Raw genomic sequence first — 23,008 nt, forward strand, 5'->3', positions numbered from 1 at the left:
ACCTGCTTGGGGCGCGCGTCCGCCGTGGGCGCCTGCTCCCCCGCGGCGCCCCGGGGCCCCGCGCCGGGCGCCCGGCGCGGGACCCAGGGACACGACGATCCCGACGCAGCGGGCCGCCCGGTCATCCGGCGGCCCGTCAGCGGGCGCAGGTAAGGTGCGGTGCCCGACTAATCGGTTGGCACCGCGCCGCCGCACCGCACTACCGTGCCGGTCGTGCCCATCCACGATGACGAGGTCCGGCCCACCGTCGGTCAGGTGCGTCGCCTGGTGGCGGCCCAGTGCCCGCCGTGGGCCGACCTCCCCGTGTCACCCCTGGCCGACGAGTTGGAGGGCACCGACCACGTACTGTTCCGGATCGGCAACGACCTCGTCGCCCGGATGCCCAAGATCGCCTCGGCGGTCGACCAGGCCGATTCCGATGCTCGATGGCTGCCCGTGCTCGCGCCCCACCTGCCGGTGCGGATCCCCGTTCCGCTGCACGTCGGCGAGCCTGGCGAGGGTTACCCGTGGCATTGGACGGTGGTGCCGTGGATCCCGGGCGAGACACCGCCCCGGCTCGGCTGCGACGACGTGACCCTGGCCCGCGACGTGGCGGCCTTCGTCCACGCCCTGCACCGGGTGGATCCCGCCGGAGGTCCGGTCAAGCCACCGGGTTCGCGCGGTTCCGCCCTGCGCCACGTCGACGCGGCCGTCCGCCGGGTGCTGCCGCGCCTCGCCGAGCATGACGACGGCTTCGACGTGGCCGACGCCGAGGCCGCCTGGGACGCCTGCCTCGCCGCTCCCGACTGGGACCGAGACCCCGTGTGGATCCACGGCGACCTCCAGCCGGGCAACCTGATCACCGACGCCGGCCGGCTGGCCGCGGTCGTCGACTTCGGGGCGCTCGGTGTCGGCGATCCGGCACCGGACGTGGCACCGGCGCTGTGGACCTTCACCGGCGCGGCCCGGGACGCGTACCGGGAGGCGATCGGGTACGACGACGCCACCTGGCACCGCGCCTGCGGCTGGGCCCTCGCACCGTCGCTGACCGGCATCGACTACTACCGGCACACCTTGCCCCGGATGGCGGAGCACGGCCGCCGAATGGTCCGCGCAGTGATCGCCGAACTGGCGTGAGCGCCGCTGCCGGCCGGGTGCCTCCGCGCTCAGCGGACCCCCCAGTCGCAGCGCCGGACGCGACGAACCCTGATGTTCAGGCCGAGGCAGGGTCACCGGCCGTGAACCTTGTCCTGCCGCCGCGCCTCACCGCCTCGGCGGAAAGCCTGCGTGACGCCGCTCACCGACGCGGACTACGCACCATCCAGCTCCACACCTTCGAGGTACCCGCCGGGATGCGCGCCGATCACCTCCTTGCGGGCCCAAACTTCGCCGACGTCGTCGCACCGCTGCTCGGGATCGCCCTCCTGGAGGCCGCGCCCAGCTGGCTGGCTCGGCTGCCCCGTGACCTCACCCGCCGGGAGATCGACCTGGTCGCCATCGGCGAGGCCTACGAACTCCGTCGACCAGCGTTCATCAAGTCACCCAACGACAAGAGCATCCCGGCGATGATCTACACCGACGGCTCCCGCCTTCCCGGCCCGGATGCCTTCGACCGGCGGACTCCGGTGCTCGTCAGCGACATCGTCGACTTCACCGCCGAGTACCGGCTGCACCTGCTCGACGGTGTCGTCCACGCAGGCAGCCAGTACGCCGAGCACGGCCGGTTACGCCTCGGCCCTGCGTCGACCGACGCGCTGGCCTTCGGCACCGACCTCCTCGCCGGATACGGGCACACGCTGCCGTCCGCCATCGTCGTGGACGTGGGACTGACCGACGGCCGCTGGGCCGTCATCGAGGCGAATGCCGCCTGGGCCAGCGGCGCCTACGAAGCAGACCCGGATCTGGTCCTCGACGTCGTCCTCCGAGCGGCCGGCCCGACGGCTTCGGTCAGCGCGCGCGACCGGCGGTTCATCCGACGGCCGCAGCGACCCGAACCGGCCCCTCGGCCCGCTGCGGACAGCGGTACGCAATGACCGCGCCTGCATGCGAGGCTCCATGCGAGCGTGGCAGATCCAGGTCCGCGAACCAGAAGCGCCGCGACGGACAGGAGCTTTCCTCATGAACAGGGTCGTCCAACAGGTCCTGCTCTACCGGACGCCCGACCGGTGGCGGATCTCGGTCTGGGAAACACCGGAAGCCATCGGCTGCGGCGACCTACCCGACACGCCACCAGGCGCACCCATCGAGGCCGCCCAGCAAGACCTCCTGGCACACCTTCGTAGGCACTGGCACTTCACGGGCCAGCTGACCTGGCGCGAAGAGAGACCCGACCGCTGGGTCGCGACGCCCACCACCAGCTGAAGCCGAAGATCGTCCAACCGGGCGTCGCGGGCCGGGGACCGGTGATGGTGGCGGTGGTGATGGGTGGGCGCGGCAGGTTTCGAACCTGCGACCCCTCGCTGGTAAGTTCTGGGCGCTCCCCAACTCACAGCCGTATTGTCCCCGACGCCGACTGCTTCGGTGTGAAGGAATCACCAGCCGTCGATGAGCTGCGCCAGCAGCAGGGCTGAGCTGCCCGAACGGTCCGCCGCAATCCACGGGCGTCCGGCGGTGCCCGCACCCGTCGTCACCCAGTTGGTCACCCAGCCCCAGTGTCAGACGTTGAAGCGGAACTTAAAGCGACTACCCCGCCACCAGCGGGAACGGCGGGCGACGCCTGCTCAGACGGGCGTCTCGGGCTGCCATCGTTCACGGCTACTTGACGACGTTTCACCGTGTCTTGCGCCCCCTGTGTGCCCCACAGCGGTCAGCCGGGCCAACAGGCGCGCCAGCGGAGAGCTGGGAGGATCCTCGTCGTGATCTCTCTACCTCAACCCGACGACCTCGCGTCACTGGTGCTCCGTACGGACTTCACCGACGACGCCGCCTGGGACGCCCTCAGACGGCCTTGCACACCTGGGAGGGCCACGGCAGTGCCACCTTCGTCAGCGACCCGCACTATGCGGGCCTAAGCCTCCAGGAGCTGGTTGACGCAGACAACGCCGCAAGCCACGAGAATAAGCTGATCTACCTCTTCCTCGCCGACGCGACCACGATGACCGACGGCGAACGCCCGCTGCTCGCCGTCGACCTGGCCCACGAGCCCGGCCGCACCTTCCGAGTGCCGCCCCGCTGGTACGCGGACGTCTCAGCCAACCTCACCATCGCGAACATGGACTTTGCCGAGTTCGCCGACGCCGCCGACAGGTCCGGCACGTACCGGGGCTTCAACGGGGACTGACGTCCTGGTCTAGGCCTTCAGGCGAAGCCGGTGACGAAAATCGAACCCGCACTGTCAGCTTGGGAACCAGGTTCATCTGCACTGTGAGTAGGCGTGTTGACTGGTGAATGAGCACGGAACGCTCAGATCGCCGATGCCCAGGTGCCCATGCAGGCCCGGTGTTGACCGCTGCATCGGGCACGGATCGGGCACGGTGCGGGCAGTGCCAGGCTGGTACCACAATGGCGACGTGCTGAGCTACGTGCGCTGGTACTGGCCGGAAGAGAATCGTTGGAACTACGACGAACTCGACACCGGTCGGTGGTGCCTGCGCCACGTCGAGCTGCACGGGAACGGAGCGGTCATGGCAGCGGCGTCTCTTGCAGAGGCGCTGGCCGCACGCGACTCAGGGGGTGCGGACGCCGTCGTGAGGTACGAGAGACGGTACGGCGTCATACCTGAAGCGCCGTTCCCGTCGCCTGACGCCGACGTCGAGCCTGCGCTGGAGATGCTGTCTGCCACCGAGTTCGAACAACTGTGGCGGCAGGCTCGCCGCCAGTTGGACCAGGACGACAGCAGGTGACCTGTTCGGTGTGCAGGAACGATCACGGGTCGATGAGCTGCGCGGGAAGCGGGATTGGGCTGCCCGAACGGTTCGCTCGCGTCCACAGGCGGCCATCCCTGGCCGCATCCGTCGTCACCCAGTTTGAGCGTCAGACGTCGAAGCGAAACTCGCACTACGGCGTACCGGGTGTGCCGCCCTCGCTCCCATAGGCTGCGTCATGCGAGAGGCCTACGTCGCCCCCGCCACCCCTACCACGCAGGCTGCCGCGCTTCGATCTCCGAGCTTCCCGATCGATCTGCTGGGCGGCGCGCCTGGCCAATCGCAGTTGCTCCTCCCGATCCAGCACCCGTGATGCTCCCCGACGCCGAGCCACCACCGCCACACTGACGATAGCCAGCAGCAAGAGCGCAACGACTCCCCATGCCGCGCCAGTCATACCCGCACGGTAACGAACACAGCCAACGCCCTGCCATCCCGCCGTCATGGAGAGCGGGCCGCCGCCCGGCCCGTCACGTCAACCGAACCTTGACGCACGTACGGACGCTGCCGCAACAGCCTGCGTCGGTGTCGGCTCTCGTGTCACGGACCGCGCCCTCGGCGGACACCGCCACAGTGGCGCAGTTGACCTAACCTCGCCCGGTACGGACCCGGCTCCTGGGGTCGGAGCTGGCCACCGGCGGCCACCCCTCCCCCTCCCAGGTGAGCGGTTGACCTGACCCTGAGTGGCTGCGGAGCCGGCTCCTGGGCGACCGGCATGCCGCCGCGCGGACACCACCCCCATGCTTGGGGCTTGCCGCGCGGACCCGGCACGCGCCCTCCCTGCGCCGCGCTGCTCGGGCGCGGCGCGGCCGGCTGCCGGCGACGGACCTCCACCACTCTCTCAACTACTCCGTCTGCGGCGGCCCCTCTGGGCTTTCCGCTCTCCGCGCCAGCCGCCGGGCGTGTTGCGTGGCCGGAGTCGGAGCGCCAGCGAAGCGACGGACGCGCGCCCAGGCGGCGGCGCGTGCGGCCCGTTCAGGGCCGCCTTGATAGACGTACAGAAAGTCCTCCCATGCGGATCGGCAGCCGGTCGGTCCGCCCTGGCGGCGGCGTCACGGCGGGTTGACGTGTCGGTACCCGGTGCTACTCTGGCGTTCGTCGAGCACGCCAGCGCGGCCCTCTGGCCGGACCGCTGGACTCGACGTCGGAGATGCCGAGCGGCCTTCCTGCCGCTGATGCGGGCCATGTCCCGCCGGCTCTCGATCGCACCGGCCGCTGTGCCGGTTCCCCGAATCCGCTGAGCGGCCCAGTACGGCGTCTCTGCCGTCCACGATGGCCCGGATTCGCTCACCTCCACGGGTGGGGGCAGCCTGCGGCAACCCGCCGGTCGCCGATATCCCAGGCTCCTCACCCGTGCCGGCCTCATTACCGAGTCCACGAGCGCAAAGGACATGACCAACGGCGGGAACTGGCATCACCAGCCAGCCGCCCTCCGGCGTGAGCCGCCCTTCCGGCGGTGCCAAGAGACACGACGAGCACCACCAGCGGACAGACGGCTGGTGGTGCTTCGTCTTCCGTCCCTGCCACCCCCGTGAGGAGAAGTCGTGTTCACACCCCTCGACCTGTACCGTCCCGGCCTCGCCGTCGGCCGTGACGCCCAAGCCCTACACCGGGCCGCCATGCCGGAGTTCTCCGGCTGGATGGAGCACACTCGCACCGCTGGCGGCTGCGCCCGCCCTGTTCGCCTCACCGGCACGATCGCCTCTGTCGATCGGCAGACCGGCCGGGTCTTGGGCGAGCAGCACACCGACGAGATGCCCGACGGGACGCTCTACAAGGCGTGCGGCAACCGCCGCGAATCGCACTGCCCCGACTGCGCCTGGGTCTACCAGGGCGACGCCTACCAAGTTGTGCGCTGCGGCCTGACTGGCGGCAAGGGCGTCCCCGCCTCGGTCGATCGGCATCCGGTCGTCTTCGCCACCTTCACCGCGCCGTCCTTCGGCGCAGTCCACCACCGCCACATCCCCCGGCACACCTGCACCAACCGGCAGCGCTGCGACTGCCGTCCGGCTCCCTGCCGCGCCCGGAGCAGCGCCGGCACCTGCCGGCACGGGCAGCCGGCGGCGTGCTTCGCCCGTCACGACGCCGACGATCCGCGGCTTGGGCAGCCGTTGTGCCTGGACTGCTACGACCACGGTGCCGCCGACGCGGCATTCCCTTTGTCCAGGTCGTCACCGACTCCGGCAAGGTGCGCCGGCTGCCGCCGGTTCGGGTGTCGCACGGGAAGGTCGCCGAGATGCAGCGCCGGGCAGCCGTGCACTTCCACGTCCTGCTGCGCCTCGACGGCGTCGACCCTGGCGACCCGGATGCGCTCGTGCCGCCGCCGGCCGGCATCACCGTCGATGACCTGGAGGCAGCCGTCCACGCCGCCGCCCGCCAGATCACCGTCACCACACCTTCGCACCCCGACCAGTCACAGGGCTGGGCGGTCGCCTGGGGCGAGCAGATCGACGTCCGGCGCATCAACAGCGCCAGTGACGAGCTGACCGACGGCAAGGTGGCCGCCTACCTCGCCAAGTACGCCACCAAGGCGACCGAAGCCACTGGCCACCAATCGACCCGCCTCACCCCTGCCACCGTTGACGACTACGCCGATCCGGAAGGCGACCACCTCGCCCGACTCATCGACGCCTGCTGGCACCTCGGACGGCCCACCGGCACCGACACCGCCAGCGGCGCCGTAACGGCCGGCGACCGTCAAGGCAGCCTTGACACCAAATCCAACGCCTACGCCGGGCTGCGCCGCTGGGCGCACATGCTCGGCTTCGGCGGTCACTTCCTCACCAAGGCCCGTCGCTACTCCGTCACCTTCGGCCTGCTCCGGGATACCCGCGCGACCTACCGCCGGGCCGAGAACGACAACCCCACCGACACCGTGATCTCACCTTCGCTGGCTCCGGATGGCTCACCGACGGCGACGCACTCCTGGCAAACACCGCCGCCGCACAGCGCCGGCAGGCCAGACGCATCGGCCGGGAAGAACTGGCCCACGAAACCTGGCTCGTTGGGGCCGCGGCATGAGCAGAGACCTCACTCCTCGCTGGTACTCGCCCGCCGAGGTCGCCATCCTGCTCGGCTTCGGCATCTCCAGGATCAAGATGAAGATCGCCACCGGCGAGCTGCGCTCTATCAAGGACGGCAAGTACCGCCGGATCCTTCCCGAATGGGTCGACGAGTACATCCGTGACCAGGTCGAGCGGCAGGAGGCGGCCTAATGCCCGGACGATCTCGCCCAACGGGGAAGGCTCGATCTTCCCGTACCGCAACGGCTTCGCCGCGTACGTCTGGGTCGAGAAGCCCGACGGCAAGCGGGGCCGGAAGTGGGTCTACGGCAAGACCCGCGAGGAGGTCCACGACAAGTGGATCAAGCTGCACGGGCAGGCCAAAGCCGGCCCGGTGGCGACGCGCTCTCCGACTGTGGGGGAGTACGCCGGCTACTGGCTGCGCGAGATCGTCAAGCCGAACCTCGCCCCGGGCAGCTACGTCACCTACGAGGTGGTGGTCCGGCTCTACCTCGTGCCGGGGCTCGGCGGGAAGCGGCTCGACAAACTTCGGGTCAGTGACGTCCAGACGTGGATCAACGAGGTCGGGCGGACCTGCCAGTGCTGCGCCCAGGGCAAGGACGAGCGGCGCAAGCCCGCCCAGCGTCGCTGCTGTGCCCTCGGCCGCTGCTGTAAGGATCTGCCCTCGGCAACGAGCGTCACCCATCTGCGGACCGTGCTCCGGACGCTGCTCTCCCAGGCGATCACCGAAGGGCTGATCACCCGCAATGTCGCGTCCCTGGTGAAGCTGCCACCGGTACGCAAGCGCAAGCGGAAGGCATGGATGAGCGACGAGGCGCGGCGCTTCCTGGAGTCGGCCCGCGCCGACGACGATCCGCTCTACGCCGCGTACGTCCTGGTCCTGGTGCTCGGTCTGCGCAAGGGCGAAATGTTGGGGCTCACCTGGGCTGACGTCGACCTCGGCGCGGGGGAGTTGACCATCGATCGGCAGCTCCAGCGGGTGGGTGCCGAACTGCTGCACCGGGAGACGAAGACGGCCGCCTCGGACGCCACCCTGCCGCTGCCGGACATCTGCACCGTGGCGCTCGACCGCCGCCGCGCCGCCCAGACCACCGCCCGGGACACCGCCGGCCCGGCCTGGCACCCCTCCGACCTGATCTTCACCACCCGTTACGGCCGTCCGGTCGAGCCGCGCAACTTCAACCGCTTCTGGGACCGGCGCTGCGACGCTGCCGGAGTCCGGCGGATCACCGTCCGGGACGCCCGGCGGACCTGCGCCTCGCTCCTGGCGGACCTGGACGTGCATCCCCGGGTGGCGATGCAGATCCTTCGGCACGCGCAGTTCGCCATCACCATGGAGATCTACACGGTGGTTTCCTCGGCGGCCACCCGCGACGCCGTCAAGCGGCTTGGCAGCGCGCTGGACCGGTGAACGGCCTACTGCTGTACTTCGCTGCTGTACCGGCCCTGATCGCAGCGTTCAGAAGCTCGGTCAGGGCCGGTGACCTGCGGAAAAGTGGGCCGCCAGGGACTCGAACCCTGAACCTATGGATTAAAAGTCCACAGCTCTGCCATTGAGCTAGCGGCCCGCGCGCTCAGGTTACCGGAAGGCTGCTGGTTCCGACTCTCGGCTTTCCTGTCGCCGTCGATACGAGCGGGTCGGGGGCCGGCCAGCAACGCCGCCGGAGGCGCCGGTGTCCGGGGAGCACCTCCGGGCGTACGGAAGAGGGTCAGGCCCGACCGGCGGTGCGGGCGACGAACGCGCGCCAGGCGGTGGGGGCGAAGGTCAGGGCGGGGCCGGTCGGGTCCTTTGAGTCGCGGACGGCGACCATGCCGGGCAGGTTGTCGGCCACCTCGATGCAGTTCCCGCCGCTCGCGCCGCTACGGGTGGACTTTCGCCACTGAGCGCTACTGAGGTCCATGAAGGCTCTCTACTTCCTTAAGCAGGTCGATGGACTGCCGGCGGGGCAAAGCCTCGTTCCGCACGCTTTCCCACCTGGCTTGAAGCGTAGCCACGTCGTCGTCCTTGTCCACCACGACGCCGGCAAGCTGGTTCTCAAGGTGCCCGACCCACACCCCGTCGCGTGAGCGGGCGAGGGCGAACGGCCCCGACAGGCCGACGTGCAGGCCGCTCCTCGCCGGGATGACGTGCACGTGTACGTGCGGCAGTTCGGCGCGGGCGATCAAATGGGCGATCTGTTGCGCCATGACGCCGCCGATGTCGTCGCCGGAGCGGCGTAGGGCTGCTTCGTCGAGTACCGCGACGAACTGCGGTGGTCGGTCGTCCGTCAGGATCTTCTGGCGCTCCATCCGAGCCGAGACGCGCTGTTCCACCTCGTCACTGGTGAGGACGTCGACGGAGCGCAGCACAGTGCGGGCGTAGTTCTCCGTCTGCAGTAGGCCCGGGATCAGGTTCGGCTCGAAGTAGCGGAGCTGGGTGGCGGCGCGCTCGGCGTCGAGCCACGGCAGGAACCAGGACGGGGCGCCGACGCTGGCGACGAGCCGTTCGAAGAGCCCGCCGGTCCTGAGCGCCCGGTCGGCTCCCTTGATGAAGTCCATCGTCAGCGCCCGGGTGCCGCCCTCGACGGCGCTGACGTGCGACGCGCTGAAGCCCGCGCCCCGGCCGAAGGTCTCCTGCGTCATGCCGGCACCGCCCCGGGCTCTGCGGATCTCGCCCACGATGAAGGCGGCGAGCGGGCTCGGCACGTCGGCCATTCAGGACCTCCCAATTTGAAGATCGACTACCCGTGGCGCCACCCGTCGGGCGAGGGCTCGGCCAGCCCGGCCCGGACGCGTTCCGTGGCTTCCGAGAGTAGTTGCCTGCACAGCACAGTGTCACTAGCGCGGGCTGCTCGTGGAGCGTTGGCCGGGGGCGGTCCTCGCGGGGGCCGCCCCCGGGGCGGGCGTCCGTCGGCGGCCCCCTTCCAGCACGTCGGCGGCCGCCGGGGTCACTGGTTGGCGAGGGCCACCCGCCCTCACCTCCGCTGCTCCGCTCGTGCTGAGCAGGGCGAGGCGGTCGCGGGTGGACGGGGGCTTATGCGGGCGAGCGGTTCGGCCATGGGCGGGAGGGGCCGCGCCCGGTTGGCTGGTGGGGACGACGACGGGGGAGGACCACCGATGACCGAGACGCTCCGTACCGCCGCCCTGGCCGGGGCGACCCTGACCACCGGGCTGGTGGCGGGGCTGTTCTTCGCGTTCACCTGCGCGGTCATGCCGGGTCTGGCCGCGACCGACGACCGGACGCTGGTCGGCACGATGCAGTCGGTCAACCGGAAGATCCTCAACGGCTGGTTCCTGGGCGCCTTCCTCGGCGCGCTGCCGCTGCTCGCCGTGGCCGCCGCCGCGCACCTGACCCGGGGCGGCCCGGTCCTGTTCTGGACCGTCGCCGCGCTGGCCTGCCACCTGATCACCGTCGGGGTTACCGTGCGGCTCAACGTGCCGCTCAACGACCGGTTGGAGGCCGCCGGCCCGGTGGACCGGATCGCCGACCTGGCCGAGGTGCGGGCCTGGTTCGAGGCGGCCTGGGTGCGCGGGAACCTCGTCCGCACGCTCTCCTCGGTGGCCGCGTTCGCCTGCCTGATCGTCGCCCTGCTGGCCCGGCACGGCTGACCCTCCGCCGCACTGCCGCCTGGCGCGGGAGGCCGCCGCGCTGCCGCCTGGCGCGGCCGCACCGCCGGCCCGACGCGGTGGACCGCCGCCCCGCCGACCCGGGCCGGCCGTGTCGTCGCCGCCACCGAGGCGGCAGGCATGGGCGGGTCGGCGTGGGGGAATCGTGCCCGTATGAGGATGAGCAGCACCCCGGCCGTGGCGGCCTCCAGCGAGGAGACGGGCCCCGACGGCGTACGGGAGCCGGCCGGTGAGGTGCACGCCTGGCTGCCCGGGCAGAACCAGACCGTCTGCGGGCTCCCGCTCAGCCGGACCCGGCTGCGCCGCTTCCCGCACGTGCGGTTCGAGTACACGTCGACGGACGTGCTCACCGAGGCGGACCCGGTCGGCCGGATCTGCCCGCGTTGCCTGGCCGCCTCGGACGGCCGGCGTCGGGGCGGGCAGAAGAGCTGGGTCCGGCACTCGCCCCGGCCCTGACGGCGGCGCGCGGCAGCGCGGATCCGCGGGCGACGACAGCCGGGCCCGACCGTCGCCGCCGCGCAGCGCGATTGACCCGTGGCTGACCGGGTACGGGGCGGACATGCGGATCGTGGTGGTGGGGGCGACCGGCAACGCGGGCACCGCCCTGTTGCGCCGGCTGCGGCGGGAACGCGGACTGGACCTCGCCGGGGTGGCCCGCCGGCTGCCCGGGCCGGACTGCGGCGAACCGTACGACCAGGTGGAGTGGCACTCCTGCGACGTCGGCCTGCCCGGCGCGGCCGACCAGCTCGCCGAGGTCTTCGCCGGGGCCGACGCGGTCGTGCACCTGGCCTGGCAGATCCAGCCCAGCCACGACCAGCGGGTGCTGCACCGGACCAACGTCGGCGGCAGCACGGCCGTGATCGACGCCGTGGTCCGCGCCGGCGTGCCCGCCCTGGTGTACGCGTCGTCGGTCGGCGTCTACGCGCCCGGCCCGAAGGACCACCCGGTCTCGGAGCGCTGGCCGGCGACCGGGGTGTCCGGCTCGTCGTACAGCCGGGACAAGGCCGAGGTGGAGGCGCTGCTCGACCGGGCGGAGCGGGAGCACCCGGGACTGCGGGTGGTGCGGCTGCGGCCCGGCCTGAACTTCCAGCGGGCGGCGGCCACCGAGATCACCCGCTACTTCCTCGGCCCGTTCGCGCCCGTCCGCCTGCTGCGCTTCGGCCGGATCCCGCTGGTGCCGACGAACCGGCGGCTGCGGATGCAGGCGGTGCACACCGACGACGTCGCCGACGCGTACGCCCGGGCGGTCCTGGGTGACGCGCGCGGCGCGTTCAACGTCGCCGCGGACCCGGTGCTGACCCCGGAGCTGGTGGCCCGGCACTTCCACGGCTGGACGGTGCCGGTCGCCGCCCCGGTGCTGCGCGTCGCCGCCGCGCTGACCTGGCGGGCGCGGCTGCAACCGATCGACGCCGGCTGGGTGGAGCTGGCGCTGCACGCGCCGCTGATGTCGAGCGAGCGCGCCGAGACGGAGCTGGGTTGGCACCCGCGCCACGACGCGCTCAGCGCGCTCAAGGAACTCTTCGCCGGCATGGCCGACGGCGCGCACACCCCCAGCCCGCCGATGTCGGCGGCCGGCCACCTCCCGGGTCGCCCCGCCGCCCTGCTGCGCGGCCGCCCCGCCGGCCACGGCAACCCCTACTGACCACCCTCCGACCGGCGGCGTGGCGGTCAGAAGTCGGCGAAGACGTACGGGTGCTGGCGGGGGAAGAGGCGGCGCAGCTCCGCCGCCGCGTCCGTCGACACGTCGCCCAGCCCGCGCAGGCCCACCTCCACCGGGTCCAGCACCCCGTACGCCAGGGCGGAGAGCCCGGCGGCGGTCAGCGCGCTGGTCGGCGGCGAGCCGACGGTGGCGGCGGCGCCGGTGACCAGCTCCAGCGCGCCCGTCGTGCCGTCCAGCAGGTACGACCCGGCCAGCCACCGGTCGCCGGTCAGCTCCACCCGCACCCGGCCCGGCCCGACGGGCAACCCGGCCAGTGCGTCGACCGACAGCAGCCGGGCCATCGGCGCCGCGAAACTCGGCCGCGCCACCCGCGCCTCGACGTGCACCGCCAGGTCGGTCAGCCACAGCTCCGGCACCTCGTCGACGGGCACCTGGACGGTCACCCGCTCCACCTGGTCGACGTGCCGGCCGAAGAACTGCAACATGAGCGCCCGGGCGAGCGGGTCGGCGGCGAGCAGGTCGCCGGCCGCGAGCGTGCCGCCGTGGTCGTCGATGCGGTAGAGCACCGCGCCGGTGACCGTGCCGCCCGTGCGGGCCGTCAGCAGCCAGTGCTCGTCGCGGTCGCGCAACCCCACGTCCCGGTAGCCGGGGAAGATCGCGAAGCCGTGCCGCTCGTTTAGGCACCGCTCGGTGAACGCGCGCCAGTCCCGGTAGCCCTCGCCGATGCGCTCCCAGCCCACCTCGCCCGGCAGGTCGGCGCCGAGCAGCTCGCCCAGGTCGGCCGGCGAGAACGTGACGGTACGCGGCTTCGGCAGCCCCACGTAGCCGAACCGGGCGTAGAACGACGGCCGGAACGGGTAGAGCGCGCTCAGCTGGTGCCCCTCGTCGCGCATCTCGTCGAGGAGCCGGTGCAGCAGGGTGCGCACGTGCCCGCGCCGGCGGGCCAGCGGGTGGGTGGCGACCCCGGCGACGCCGGCCATCGGCAGCACCTCGCCGCGCAGGTTCTGCCGCATCGGGATCGCCGAGGCGGCGGCCAGCGCGATGCCGCCCTCCTCGACGAGCAGCGTCCGGTTGCCTTCGTTGTAGGGCAGGTAGCCGCGGAACTCCTCCGCACGCGCCGCGCTGCGCGGCGACGCCTCGAAGGCGTACGCGCCGAGCGCGAAGCTGGTGGACAGTCTTTCCTCGGCGTTCACCCGGCGGACGGTCATCCGCCCATCCCATCCCGGCCCGGCGGTCGCCGCAACCGCAATCGCCGGTGACCGACCGGCGGGCGGTCAGCCGATCGGCAGGTGCCGCAGGTGCCGGCGGCGGCGCAGCCGGACGCTGGACACGGCCGCCACGGTGGCGATCAGCAGCGCGGTGACGGCCAGCCCGTGCAGCGACCCCCTGGTCAGGTAGCCGGAGTCGGTGTGGTCCACCGCCCAGGTGGCGATCTCCCGGCTGGACCAGAACGGGGTCAGTTTGGCGCCGGTGCCGGCCGGGTCGATCAGCATCTGCACCGCCATCACGGTGAGCAGCAGCAGCGTCCCCTCCAGCTCGCGGGGGAGCAGCGCGCCGATCAGCATCCCGAACGGCGCGGCCACCCCTACGCAGCAGAGCATCGCCACCGCCACCCCGCCGTGCCGCAGCTCGGGCGCGTCGACGACGGTGAGCACGAAGAACGGCACGGACAGGACGAGCCCGGCCGCCCACAGGCCGAGCATCCGGCCGAGGTAGAGATCGTGCGGGCGGTAGCCGGCCAGCCGCAGCCGGGGCTCCAGCTCGCGGGCCGCGCCGGTGGCGAAGAGGGCGGCGGTGCTGACGGCCCAGCTGATGCCGAGCAGCAGCGAACGCACCGACTGCCCGACGTGGGAGTCCCGCCGGATCAGCCAGAACGCCAGCGGCATCAACAGCAGCAGCATGAGCACGCCCCGACGGCGCAGCAGCTCCCGCAGGGTCATCTCGGCGACGGTGACGAGGCGGTTCACGCACGCCCTCCCTGGGTGGCCGGGGTCAGGTCGAGCACCAGGTCGACCCGGTCGAGGTGGTTGAGCAGGTGGGTCACCACGACGATCGCGCGTCCCTCGTCGCGCAGCCGGGCGAGCTGGTCCCAGAAGTTGACGTACGTGCCCCGATCGAAGCCCTGGTAGGGCTCGTCGAGCAGCAGCACGTCCGGCTCGCTGAGGGTGGTCATGGTCAGGTTCAGCTTCTGCCGGGTGCCGCCGGAGAGGTCGCGGGCGAGGACGTCGCCCTCGGTCTCCCAGCCGAGGTGGCGGGCCGCCGCCCGGCCGGCGCGGCGGGCCGGCCACCGGGCCACGCCCCGGCCGGCGCCGATCAGCACGAAGTGCTCGTCGGGCAGCAGGAAGTCGGCGGTGCCGCCCTGCTGGGGGCAGTAGCCGACCCGGCCGGAGACGGTCACCTCCCCGGCGTCGGGGGTGACCAGCCCGGCGCAGACGCGCAGGAAGGTGCTCTTGCCGCAGCCGTTCGCCCCGATCACGGCGGCGATCTGTCCGGCCCGGACGGTCAGCGACGCGTCGTGCAGGACGGTGCGTCGGCCGTACCGCTTGGTGATGCCCCGCGCGTGCAGCCGGACCGGTCCGGGACGCGGACCGGGCGAGGTGCCGATGGTCTCGACGATCGCGGCGGCGTAGTCGTGCGGCCGGCCGAAGACGACCCACGGGTCGCCCCCGCCGTCGCGCAGGTGCGTGGCGGCCTCGGCGACCACGTGCCGGGCGGCGTCCGCCCGGACCCGGCGCCGGTCCAACTCGGCCGCGAACGCCCGCAGCCACTCGTCGGCGTTCATCCGTCGACCTCCTTCGTGACGAGGCCGGTCACCGGGGCGACGAACGCGAGCCAGGCGCTGCCGCCCTGGTGCAGGGTCGCCCGCCCGCTGTCGGTGAGCCGGTAGTACTTGCGGGCGGGGCCGGATGCGCCCTCCCGCCACTCGGCGGTGACCAGACCGGTGCGTTGCAGGCGCAGCAGTACCGGGTAGAGCGTGCCGCCCTGGATCGGCCCGATGCCGGCGGCCTCCAGCGCCTGGGCGAGCTGGTAGCCGTAGGACTCGCCCTCGCGTAGCAGGGCCAGGACGCAGAGGTCGAGCACCCCGCGCAGCCACTGCCCGCGCCGGTCGGATTCCACCCGAGGAACATAGCGGCGCCACCTAGATGGCACAACTACCTAGCCGGCTGCGGCTGCCCGCCGCAGGGGCCGGGGCCAGCTCAGCCGGCGACGACGTCCGAGACCACGACGGTCACGTTGTCCGGCGCGCCGGCCTGGTGGGCGAGCTTGACGAGCTGCTCGCCGCACTGGTGGCGGTCGCCGTACGTGTGCAGCGCGGCGGCGATCGTGCCGTCCTCGACGTAGTCGGAGAGCCCGTCGCTGCACAGCAGCAGCCGGTCGCCGGCGACCACCGTGAGCACCCCGATCGCCGGGGGAGTGTCCGAGCCCTGCACCGCCCGGGTCACCAGGGACCGCTGCGGGTGGTGCCGCGCCTGGTCGGGCGAGAGCGCCCCCTGGTCGACCAGCGCCTGGACGAAGGTGTCGTCGCGGGTGAGCTGGGTCAGCTCCCCGTCGCGCAGCAGGTAGCAGCGGGAGTCACCCACCTGGGCCAGCACCAGCGCGTCCCCGGCGAGCAGGGCGGCGGTCAGCGTCGTACCCATGCCGTCGCGGGCCGGGTCGACGGTGATGGCGGCGTGGATGCGCCGGTTCGCGGTGCTCACCACGGCCCGCAGCGCCGCGGCTGCCTCGTCGGGGGTGGTCGGCGGGCTCAGCTCGTCCAGGATGCGGATGACGATCTCGCTCGCCACCTCGCCCGCGGGCAGGCCGCCCATGCCGTCCGCGACCGCGACGAGGCGGTCACCGGCGAGGGCGGAGTCCTCGTTGTTGGTGCGGACCAGGCCGATGTCGTTGAGGATGGCCGAGCGGAGGATCAGCGTCATGGGGACAAGCTTGCCAAGAACACCCTCCCGCCGTCTCTACGCACTACTGCGTAGGGTTGGGGAATGATGCCGGTGTCCATGGTCGGGCGCGCCGGTGAGCTGGCCGAGCTCGACCGGGCGTGGTCCACCGTGGTCACCTCCCGGCGCTCCGCGCCGGCCGTCGCGGTGATCACCGGTGAGGCCGGGGTGGGGAAGTCCCTGCTGGTCGCGGCCGCCCTGGACGCGTTCGCCCCCCGGCCGGCGGCGGTGCTCTCCGGCGCCGCCCGGGTGCACAGCCCCGCCCCGTACGACTGGTTGGCCGCCGTTCTCACGGGCCGGGACACGAGCCGGCTCGACCTGCCGCCGGACGCGCTGGCCTGGCTCGCCCAGCAGCCGACCGCGCCGCGCGAGCGCTACGCGCCGGGCACCCTGCTGCGGCTCGCGGTGCGGGTCGTCCGGCTGCTGGTCGGCGCCGGCCCGGCCGTACTGGTGGTGGAGGACCTGCACGCCCTCGACCCGGCCAGCCTGAACCTGGTCGGCGAGCTGGCGACCGCCGCCGATCTGCCGGCGCTGCTGGTGGTGGCGAGCCGGCCCGCCGAGGACGCCGTCGCGCCGGACCTCGCGATCCGCGCCCTGGCCCGGCTCTGCGGCGTCCGGGGCGCCGTCCGCCAACACCTCGGACCGCTGCTCCCGGCCGAGGTCGCCGCGGTGCTGACCCAGGTGTACGCGGACCCGCGCCCGTCCGGCCGGCTGGTGCGCGCCGTCTGGCAGCGCACCGGCGGCAACCCGTACGCGCTGACCGAACTGCTCGCCGCGCACGCCGGCCGGGGGCCCGAGGCGCTGCTCCGGCCGCCGCCCGCCCCGCGCCCGCCGAGGGTGGCGCCGCACCGACCCGCCGACCCGGTCGACGCCGAGCTGACCGGGCGGGAGATCGAGGTGCTGGGCTGCCTGGTCGCCGGGATGTCCAACAAGCAGGTCGCGCGGGCCCTCGGCATCTCGGTGCGGACGGTCACCGTGCACGTGTCCAACCTGCTGCGCAAGACCGGGTCGGCGTCGCGCACCGAGGCGGCGATCTGGGCGGTGCAGCGGCGACTGCCGGTGCCGACCCCGGTCGACGGCTGAGCCGACGGGACCGGGCCAGCGCGGTCCGCGTCGCCGGCGGGTGCTCAGGGGCGGGGGTAGCGGAGCAGGAGGCTGGCCGCGACCTCCTCGTCGCCGACGGCGGCGTACACGTGCGGCACGTCCGACGTCCAGCGCAGGTGCCCGCCGGCGCCGGCGGTCAGCGGCGCGTCGACCGGCCCGGCGCGCAGCACGCCCGAGAAGACGGTGACGTGCTCGGTGACGCCCCGCTGGTGCGCGGGGGAGAGCTGCTCCGGGCCGGGCGCGACCAGCATCCGGTACAGCTCGTAGGTGGCGTCGGAGTCCTCGAAGACCTCCAGCAGGATGGCGCTGACCGCGGCGCCGCGGACGGTCGGCCCGGAGGCCGGGCCGGAGAGCACGGCCGTCAGCGGTACGCCGAGCTGCGCGGTGATCGCGTAGAGCGTCTCCAGGGTCGGGTTGCGGGTGCCGTTCTCCAGGCCGGAGAGGGTCGCCTTCCCCACCCCGGCGAGCCGGGCGAGGGTGGACAGCGACATCGCCCGCTCCTCGCGCAGGGCGCGTACCCGGCGACCGACGGCCTCGGCGCCCGGATCGGGGGCCGATCGGTGGACTGGTGACGTCTGCGGCACCCCGCTATGGTGCTACAGGTCCGTGTTCCGTAAACGGAACGGTCGGGGGAGGCGGGATGGCGGGACGGTCGCAACCGGTGCTGGCGGGCGTGGTGACCGCGCTGGTCGGGTTCGCCAGTTCGTTCACGGTGGTGCTGGCCGGCCTGCGGGCCGTCGGCGCCTCCGACGCGCAGGCCGCGTCCGGGCTGCTGGCGGCGTGCGTGGCCGCCGGTATCTCCGCCGTCTGGCTGGGCCTGCGGCACCGGATCCCGATGAGCGTCGCCTGGTCCACCCCGGGCGCGGCGTTGCTGGTCGCCACCGGTGCGGTGCCCGGCGGTTGGCCCGTCGCCGTCGGGGCGTTCCTCGTCTCGGGTGCGCTGATCGTGGCCGCCGGGCTGTTCCCCGCGCTCGGGCGGGCTGTCGCGGCGATCCCCCGGCCGATCGCGGGCGCGATGCTCGCGGGCGTCCTGCTGCCGCTCTGCACCGCCCCCGTCCGCGCGCTGGTCGAGGTGCCCCGCCTGGCCGTCCCCGTGGTGCTGGCCTGGCTGCTGCTGCACCGGTTCGCCCGCCGGTGGGCGGTGCCGGGCGCGCTGGTCGTCGCGGTGGCGGCGATCGCGCTGACCACCCCGGTCTCCGGGCTCGGCGGCGCCCGGCTGCTGCCCGCGGTCGAGCTGACCGCCCCGGCCTGGAACGTCTCCGCCCTGATCGGCCTGGCGTTGCCGCTCTTCCTGGTCACCATGGCCGCGCAGAACGTCCCCGGGATGGCGGTGCTGGTCGGCTACGGCTACCGGCCGCCCTTCGGCGCCGCGCTGCGCGCCACGGGTCTGACCACCGTGGTCGCCGCGCCCGCCGGCGGGCACGCGGTCAACCTCGCCGCGATCACCGCCGCGCTGGCCGCCGGCCCGGACGCCCACCCGGACCCGGACCGTCGCTGGATCGCCTCGGTCACCGCCGGGATCGGGCTGGCCCTGCTGGGGCTGGGTGCCGGGGCGGCCACCGCGCTGGTCGCGCTCGCCCCGCCGGTGCTGATCGAGGCGGTCGCCGGGCTGGCGCTGCTCGGCGCGCTGGCCACCGCGCTCACCTCGGCGCTGGCGGAGCCGGCGGCCCGGGAGGCCGCGGTGGTCACCTTCGTGGTCACCGCCTCCGGGGTGAGCCTGGTCGGCGTGGGCGGCGCGTTCTGGGGACTGGTCGCCGGCGGGGCGATGCTCCTGCTCTTCCGCCAGCGCTCCGGCGGGTCGGCCGCGCCGCAGCCCGCGACCGGGCCTGCGACCGCATCGCCAGGGTCCGATGCGGCTGGGCTGGCTTCGGCCGAACCGGGTGCGGTCGGGCCGGGTACGGTCGGGCCGGCTTCGACAGGACCGGAGTCCGTCGCGGTCGCCCCGTCGCCGAGTGGCGGCCGGGCCGGCGGCGCCTGACCGCTGCGGCGGTGCGTTCGGGCGGGCACGCTGCGTGGTGCGTTCGGGCGGGCACCCGGCCGGCGGCGGTGCGTCGCTCACTCCTCGGGCGGCAGGTCTCGGGCCGGGACGTCGAGGCGTACCTGATCGTCGGTGACGGCTGCGATCTGCTCGGCGAGCACGTAGACCGCGCCGGTGCGGACCAGGGTGGTGGAGACCTTCAGGTAGCCGCTGTGCAGCAGCCGGGCCGCCAGGTCGGCCGGCACGTCCGGCTCCTCCACGGCCGTCGACTCGATCAGCTCGTCCAGGCTGCTGCCCGGGTCGGCGGTCGGCGCCTGCACGGTCACGGCGTTCGGGTCGCCCCGCTGGACGAGGTCGACGGTGCCCACCTCGGTGCCGTCCACGTCGATCACCCGCATGCCCGTGGTGACCCGGGAAACTGTCGCCTGTCGCTCGATGCCCTGCTGCTCCATCCTGGCGCGGTTCCCGGCCCCCGCTCCGGCTAAACCGCACCCGCCCCTCGACGGGCCTCGCTCAGGACTCGGGGGACCATGCGCTCGGCGGGCGGGGGGAGAGCTCACGCCACGTGTCGGTGCCCTGGAGCAGCGCCCGGACCGTCTCCTCGGCCTCGTCGGCGGTGTCGTGCTCGTAGAACCGGGAGACGCCCTCGGAGCCGCCGGCGCGCTGCTCGACGTGCCACCGGTCGCCGTCCACCCGGAGGAAGACGTCGCGCCGGGCCAGCCGGCCCCATTTCCCGTTCCACCAGTGCTTCCGCTGCTCCATGGCGGGGACTCTATCGAACAGGCGTACGAAAATGTGCGGCCCCTGCGGGAATCCCGCAGGGGCCGATGTGCGTGCGTCGGGTTCAGCGCCCGGTGGGTGGTTCCTCCCGGCGGCCGAGCACGTCGTCGAGCGCGCCGCGCCGCTGTCCGGGGGTGGTGTGGCCGGCGGCGACCAGGGCGTCGCGGATCTCGGTGAGCAGCCGGACCTCCTCGCTCGGCGCCTTCGGCGGCGGCTCCTCGCCCCGCTTGCGCCGCTCGGCCAGCTTGTTCATCGGGAACACCACGAGGAAGTAGAGCGCCGCCGCGGTGAGCAGGAAGGTGATCAGCGCGTTGACGAAGGCCACCCAGTCGAACGGGATCTCGCGGAACGTCGGCGTGGACCCGGTGAGGCCGTTCTTGCTGCCGGTGAGCAGCGCGATGAGCACCCGGACCAGCGGTTCCAGGAACGACTTGGTGAGCTGGGTGACCACGCCCGTGAACGCGGCACCGATGACGACACCGACCGCCAGGTCGACGACGTTTCCGCGCATGATGAAGTCTTTGAAGCCCTTGAGCATCCGTACTCCCGAGGTGTCCGGTCTTCCGTCCGGCACAACCTATGCCCCGGGCGTGGGCTCCAGAAAAGCGCCGGCCTCGATCGCCGCCCGGTCCGGATCGCCGGCCCGGATCGCCTCGACCAGCCGGGAGTGGTCGACGTAGCGCTCCGGCTCCAGCGCGTCGCCCATCGACTGGGCGACCGTGCTGCGCAGCGCCGCGCCGACCGAGGCGTACAGCTCGGCGAGCATGCCGTTGTGCGCCGCCGCGACCACGGCGGTGTGCAGCGCCGCGTCGGCCTCCACGAACTCGTCGACCCGGCCGCCGCGCCAGGCCGCCTCGCGGGCGGCGAGCGCGCCGTCCAGGGCCGCCAGGTCCTCGGCCGTGCGCCGCAGCGCGGCGAGCCGGGCGGCCTCCACCTCGAAGGCGCGGCGGACCTCGACCACCTCGGCCATCCGGTCGGCGGTGAGCCGGCGGGCCACCACCGGGGCCAGTTCGTCGGTCGACACCACGTACGTCCCGGAGCCCTGCCGGCACTCCAGCACCCCGGCGTGCACCAGCGCCCGCACCGCCTCGCGGACCGTGTTGCGCCCCACGCCGAGCGCCGCGACCAGCTGCGGCTCGGTGGGGATCCGCCCGCCGACCGGCCACTCGCCCCCGAGGATCCGCTCCCTGAGCTGCGCGATGGTCTGCCGCACCCGGTGTCCCCGGGGCGGCGCGGCGGCGGAATCAACCGACGGTGGCACTGGTTACAACACCTGCCCGGAATTCATCCCATGATTGTAGGTTCGGACGCATGACCCCGCCAACCACCGCCGTTCCGGCCGCCCCCGTCGACGCCGGCGCCTCGCCGGATGCGGCGGCTACCGCCGTCCGGTCGTCCCGCGCCGCCACCGCGCCGGCCGGTCCGGTCGCCGGTGGCCTGCTCGTGCTCGTCGGCATGCTGCTCGTGGCGCTCAACCTGCGGGCCGCTATCACCAGCCTCGGCGCCCTGCTCGACGAGGTGCGCGGCGGCCTGGCTCTCTCCGGGGCGCTCGCCGGGGTCGTGACCACCCTGCCCGCGGTCGCCTTCGCCGTCTTCGGGTCACTCACTCCCCGGCTGGTCCGCCGGAACTCCCCGGCCCGGGTGCTGGTGGTGGCGATGCTGATCCTCGCCGCCGGGCAGCTCGTCCGGGTCGGTACGGACTCCGCGCTGGTCTTCATCGCCGGCAGCGCCCTCGCGCTGGCCGGGATCGCGGTGGCGAACGTCCTGCTCCCGCTCCTGGTCAAGCAGTACTTCCCGCACCGCATCGGACTGGTCACCGGGGCGTACTCGATGACGCTGACGGTGGGCGCGACCGTGGCCGCCGCGGCGGCGGTGCCGGTGGCGCACCTCTTCGGCACCTGGCGGGCCGGGCTCGCCGTCTGGGCCGGGCTGGCCCTGGTGGCCGTACTCCCGTGGGTGCCGCTGGCGCTGCGGGCGCGCGCGGCCCGACGGGCGGCGACCCCGACGGCGGTGGCGCCCCGTCCCCGCCGGATCCGGCCCGGGCGGACCCGGCTCGGCTGGGCGATGGCGGTCTACTTCGGGACGCAGTCGCTGGGCGCCTACGCGATCATGGGCTGGCTGGCCCAGCTCTTCCGCGACGCGGGCTACCGGCCGCAGGACGCCGGCCTGCTGCTCGCCGGGGTGACGGCGCTGGGCGTGCCGATCGCGCTGCTGATGCCGACCCTGGCCGGGCGGCTGCGCACCCTGCACCCGCTGGTGCTCACGCTCTCCGCCGCGATGGCCCTCGCCTACGTCGGGATGGCCGTCGCGCCGCACGACGGGGCGCTGCTCTGGGTGGTGCTGCTCGCGATCGGGCAGAGCGCCTTCCCGATGATCCTGGCCACCATCGGGCTGCGCGCGCGGACCGCCGAGGGGACGGTGGCGCTCTCCGCGTTCAGCCAGAGCGTCGGCTATCTCATCGCCGCGCTGGGGCCGCTGCTGGTGGGCATCCTCTACGGAACGACCGGCGGCTGGACCGCCCCGATCGGGTTCCTGCTGGCGGCCCTCGCCGTGCAGACCTGCGCGGGCATGGTGATCGCCCGTCCCCGACACATCGAGGACGAGGCGTGAGGAGGGACCGTCAGGAGGTGGCCGGCGTGGGATCGCCGGCCACGGCCTGGTCGACCGTCGGGTAGGTGTGCAGCACCTCGACGAGACCGCTCACCTCGAGGATGCGGAGCACGCCCCGCTGCGGAGCGGCCAGCCGTACCACGCCGCCCGCCTCGTCGCAGCTGTTCTTGGCCCGGACGAACACCGACAGCCCCGTGGAGTCGCAGAACGAGACGTTCGCCAGGTCGAAGACGAGTCGGCTGCGGCCCTTGTCGAGCAGGTCGGTGATCTGGTCCTGCAACTGCGGTGCGGTCGCCATGTCCAGCTCGCCCGCGACCGACACGACGACCACGTCGCCGCGCTGTTCCGTGTGCACCGTCAAGGACATTCGCCAGACCTCCTGTTATCGGGGAAACGGTATCCCACGATCGGGGTGGTACGCAGAACGGGAGCCGGTATCCGGTGGCCGCCCTAATTCGTTTGCCCTGTGG

At 73.2% G+C, this 23,008-nt stretch carries 25 protein-coding genes, 1 tRNA gene and 2 pseudogenes; 14 read left to right on the top strand and 14 right to left on the bottom strand.

Annotated features, from left to right (window positions below; genetic code table 11):
• Window positions 1–213 precede the first annotated feature (213 nt).
• The 8 genes and pseudogenes from AB0G13_RS09220 to AB0G13_RS09255 all read left to right on the top strand — a co-directional run bounded on the left by AB0G13_RS09220 (window position 214) and on the right by AB0G13_RS09255 (window position 8,276).
• Window positions 214–1,116, top strand: a complete 903-nt coding sequence (locus AB0G13_RS09220; protein ID WP_357871205.1) for an aminoglycoside phosphotransferase family protein — start codon at window positions 214–216, stop codon at window positions 1,114–1,116.
• Window positions 1,117–1,217: 101 nt separating this feature from the next.
• On the top strand, window positions 1,218–2,012 hold the full coding sequence (locus AB0G13_RS09225; protein ID WP_357871208.1) for an ATP-grasp domain-containing protein: 795 nt from the start codon (window positions 1,218–1,220) through the stop codon (window positions 2,010–2,012).
• Between the two features lie 85 nt (window positions 2,013–2,097).
• The gene (locus tag AB0G13_RS09230) at window positions 2,098–2,340 is read left to right on the top strand and encodes a hypothetical protein (protein ID WP_357871210.1); all 243 of its coding nucleotides are present in this window, start codon (window positions 2,098–2,100) and stop codon (window positions 2,338–2,340) included.
• 586 nt (window positions 2,341–2,926) lie between these two features.
• The gene (locus AB0G13_RS09235) at window positions 2,927–3,259 is read left to right on the top strand and encodes a hypothetical protein (RefSeq protein WP_357871213.1); all 333 of its coding nucleotides are present in this window, start codon (window positions 2,927–2,929) and stop codon (window positions 3,257–3,259) included.
• 229 nt (window positions 3,260–3,488) lie between these two features.
• Window positions 3,489–3,821, top strand: a complete 333-nt coding sequence (locus AB0G13_RS09240; RefSeq protein WP_357871216.1) for a hypothetical protein — start codon at window positions 3,489–3,491, stop codon at window positions 3,819–3,821.
• A gap of 1,661 nt (window positions 3,822–5,482) precedes the next feature.
• Window positions 5,483–6,717 (top strand): annotated as a pseudogene (locus AB0G13_RS09245) (replication initiator); the annotation flags it as partial.
• A gap of 142 nt (window positions 6,718–6,859) precedes the next feature.
• Window positions 6,860–7,057: an excisionase family DNA-binding protein gene (locus AB0G13_RS09250; RefSeq protein ID WP_357871219.1), complete on the top strand. Its 198-nt coding sequence runs from the start codon at window positions 6,860–6,862 to the stop codon at window positions 7,055–7,057.
• Window positions 7,057–8,276 (top strand): annotated as a pseudogene (locus tag AB0G13_RS09255) (site-specific integrase). The gene AB0G13_RS09250 and the pseudogene AB0G13_RS09255 overlap by 1 nt, the downstream one beginning before the upstream one ends.
• Before the next feature lie 85 nt (window positions 8,277–8,361).
• Here AB0G13_RS09255 and AB0G13_RS09260 read toward each other — a convergent pair.
• The 3 genes from AB0G13_RS09260 to AB0G13_RS09270 all read right to left on the bottom strand — a co-directional run bounded on the left by AB0G13_RS09260 (window position 8,362) and on the right by AB0G13_RS09270 (window position 9,559).
• A tRNA-Lys gene (locus AB0G13_RS09260) sits at window positions 8,362–8,433 on the bottom strand.
• A 141-nt stretch (window positions 8,434–8,574) separates the two neighbouring features.
• Window positions 8,575–8,766, bottom strand: a complete 192-nt coding sequence (locus tag AB0G13_RS09265) for a DUF397 domain-containing protein (protein ID WP_357871222.1) — start codon at window positions 8,764–8,766, stop codon at window positions 8,575–8,577.
• The gene (locus tag AB0G13_RS09270) at window positions 8,753–9,559 is read right to left on the bottom strand and encodes a helix-turn-helix transcriptional regulator (protein ID WP_357871225.1); all 807 of its coding nucleotides are present in this window, start codon (window positions 9,557–9,559) and stop codon (window positions 8,753–8,755) included. Before AB0G13_RS09270 ends, AB0G13_RS09265 begins: the two co-directional genes overlap by 14 nt.
• A gap of 402 nt (window positions 9,560–9,961) precedes the next feature.
• Between AB0G13_RS09270 and AB0G13_RS09275 the strand changes: the two genes are divergently transcribed.
• The 3 genes from AB0G13_RS09275 (at window position 9,962) to AB0G13_RS09285 (ending at window position 12,113) form a co-directional block, all read left to right on the top strand.
• A complete protein-coding gene (locus tag AB0G13_RS09275) occupies window positions 9,962–10,453 on the top strand; it encodes an anthrone oxygenase family protein (RefSeq protein WP_357871228.1) in 492 nt (163 codons plus the stop codon).
• Window positions 10,454–10,630: 177 nt separating this feature from the next.
• The gene (locus AB0G13_RS09280; protein WP_357871231.1) at window positions 10,631–10,927 is read left to right on the top strand and encodes a hypothetical protein; all 297 of its coding nucleotides are present in this window, start codon (window positions 10,631–10,633) and stop codon (window positions 10,925–10,927) included.
• Window positions 10,928–11,030: 103 nt separating this feature from the next.
• Window positions 11,031–12,113 (top strand): NAD-dependent epimerase/dehydratase family protein, encoded by a 1,083-nt coding sequence (locus tag AB0G13_RS09285; protein WP_357871234.1) that lies wholly within the window; start codon window positions 11,031–11,033, stop codon window positions 12,111–12,113.
• Window positions 12,114–12,139: 26 nt separating this feature from the next.
• On the opposite strand, the gene AB0G13_RS09290 is transcribed toward AB0G13_RS09285, so the two are convergent.
• From AB0G13_RS09290 to AB0G13_RS09310, 5 genes are all read right to left on the bottom strand, one after another.
• Entirely contained in the window at window positions 12,140–13,339 is a 1,200-nt protein-coding gene (locus AB0G13_RS09290; RefSeq protein ID WP_357871238.1) for a GNAT family N-acetyltransferase, read from the bottom strand.
• Between the two features lie 66 nt (window positions 13,340–13,405).
• Entirely contained in the window at window positions 13,406–14,098 is a 693-nt protein-coding gene (locus tag AB0G13_RS09295; RefSeq protein ID WP_357871240.1) for a hypothetical protein, read from the bottom strand.
• The gene (locus AB0G13_RS09300; protein ID WP_357871242.1) at window positions 14,095–14,913 is read right to left on the bottom strand and encodes an ATP-binding cassette domain-containing protein; all 819 of its coding nucleotides are present in this window, start codon (window positions 14,911–14,913) and stop codon (window positions 14,095–14,097) included. Before AB0G13_RS09300 ends, AB0G13_RS09295 begins: the two co-directional genes overlap by 4 nt.
• Complete coding sequence (locus AB0G13_RS09305; RefSeq protein WP_357871245.1) at window positions 14,910–15,248, bottom strand: PadR family transcriptional regulator; 339 nt, start codon at window positions 15,246–15,248, stop codon at window positions 14,910–14,912. Before AB0G13_RS09305 ends, AB0G13_RS09300 begins: the two co-directional genes overlap by 4 nt.
• Window positions 15,249–15,328: 80 nt before the next feature.
• Entirely contained in the window at window positions 15,329–16,048 is a 720-nt protein-coding gene (locus AB0G13_RS09310) for a protein phosphatase 2C domain-containing protein (RefSeq protein WP_357871248.1), read from the bottom strand.
• A gap of 63 nt (window positions 16,049–16,111) precedes the next feature.
• Here AB0G13_RS09310 and AB0G13_RS09315 point away from each other — a divergent pair, with 63 nt between their 5' ends.
• Window positions 16,112–17,149: a LuxR family transcriptional regulator gene (locus AB0G13_RS09315; RefSeq protein ID WP_357871251.1), complete on the top strand. Its 1,038-nt coding sequence runs from the start codon at window positions 16,112–16,114 to the stop codon at window positions 17,147–17,149.
• A 44-nt stretch (window positions 17,150–17,193) separates the two neighbouring features.
• On the opposite strand, the gene AB0G13_RS09320 is transcribed toward AB0G13_RS09315, so the two are convergent.
• The gene (locus AB0G13_RS09320; RefSeq protein WP_357871253.1) at window positions 17,194–17,661 is read right to left on the bottom strand and encodes a helix-turn-helix domain-containing protein; all 468 of its coding nucleotides are present in this window, start codon (window positions 17,659–17,661) and stop codon (window positions 17,194–17,196) included.
• A gap of 149 nt (window positions 17,662–17,810) precedes the next feature.
• On the opposite strand from AB0G13_RS09320, the gene AB0G13_RS09325 reads away from it, so the two are divergent.
• Window positions 17,811–19,148, top strand: coding sequence for a benzoate/H(+) symporter BenE family transporter (locus AB0G13_RS09325; protein ID WP_357871256.1), 1,338 nt, complete (start codon window positions 17,811–17,813; stop codon window positions 19,146–19,148).
• A gap of 77 nt (window positions 19,149–19,225) precedes the next feature.
• Here AB0G13_RS09325 and AB0G13_RS09330 read toward each other — a convergent pair whose 3' ends face one another.
• The 4 genes from AB0G13_RS09330 to AB0G13_RS09345 form a co-directional block, all read right to left on the bottom strand.
• Window positions 19,226–19,600, bottom strand: coding sequence for a hypothetical protein (locus AB0G13_RS09330; RefSeq protein WP_357871260.1), 375 nt, complete (start codon window positions 19,598–19,600; stop codon window positions 19,226–19,228).
• Between the two features lie 61 nt (window positions 19,601–19,661).
• On the bottom strand, window positions 19,662–19,910 hold the full coding sequence (locus AB0G13_RS09335; RefSeq protein ID WP_357871263.1) for a hypothetical protein: 249 nt from the start codon (window positions 19,908–19,910) through the stop codon (window positions 19,662–19,664).
• 82 nt (window positions 19,911–19,992) lie between these two features.
• Window positions 19,993–20,466, bottom strand: a complete 474-nt coding sequence (gene mscL, locus AB0G13_RS09340; protein ID WP_357871266.1) for a large conductance mechanosensitive channel protein MscL — start codon at window positions 20,464–20,466, stop codon at window positions 19,993–19,995.
• 39 nt (window positions 20,467–20,505) lie between these two features.
• Window positions 20,506–21,189, bottom strand: a complete 684-nt coding sequence (locus tag AB0G13_RS09345; RefSeq protein ID WP_357871269.1) for an FCD domain-containing protein — start codon at window positions 21,187–21,189, stop codon at window positions 20,506–20,508.
• 50 nt (window positions 21,190–21,239) lie between these two features.
• On the opposite strand from AB0G13_RS09345, the gene AB0G13_RS09350 reads away from it, so the two are divergent.
• Entirely contained in the window at window positions 21,240–22,538 is a 1,299-nt protein-coding gene (locus tag AB0G13_RS09350; protein ID WP_357871272.1) for an MFS transporter, read from the top strand.
• Window positions 22,539–22,548: 10 nt separating this feature from the next.
• Here the strand turns inward: AB0G13_RS09350 and AB0G13_RS09355 are convergent, their stop codons facing one another.
• A complete protein-coding gene (locus tag AB0G13_RS09355; protein WP_091624489.1) occupies window positions 22,549–22,905 on the bottom strand; it encodes an STAS domain-containing protein in 357 nt (118 codons plus the stop codon).
• Window positions 22,906–23,008 lie beyond the last annotated feature (103 nt).

The sequence above is a fragment of the Micromonospora sp. NPDC023633 genome (assembly GCF_040640035.1).
GTDB lineage: Bacteria > Actinomycetota > Actinomycetes > Mycobacteriales > Micromonosporaceae > Micromonospora.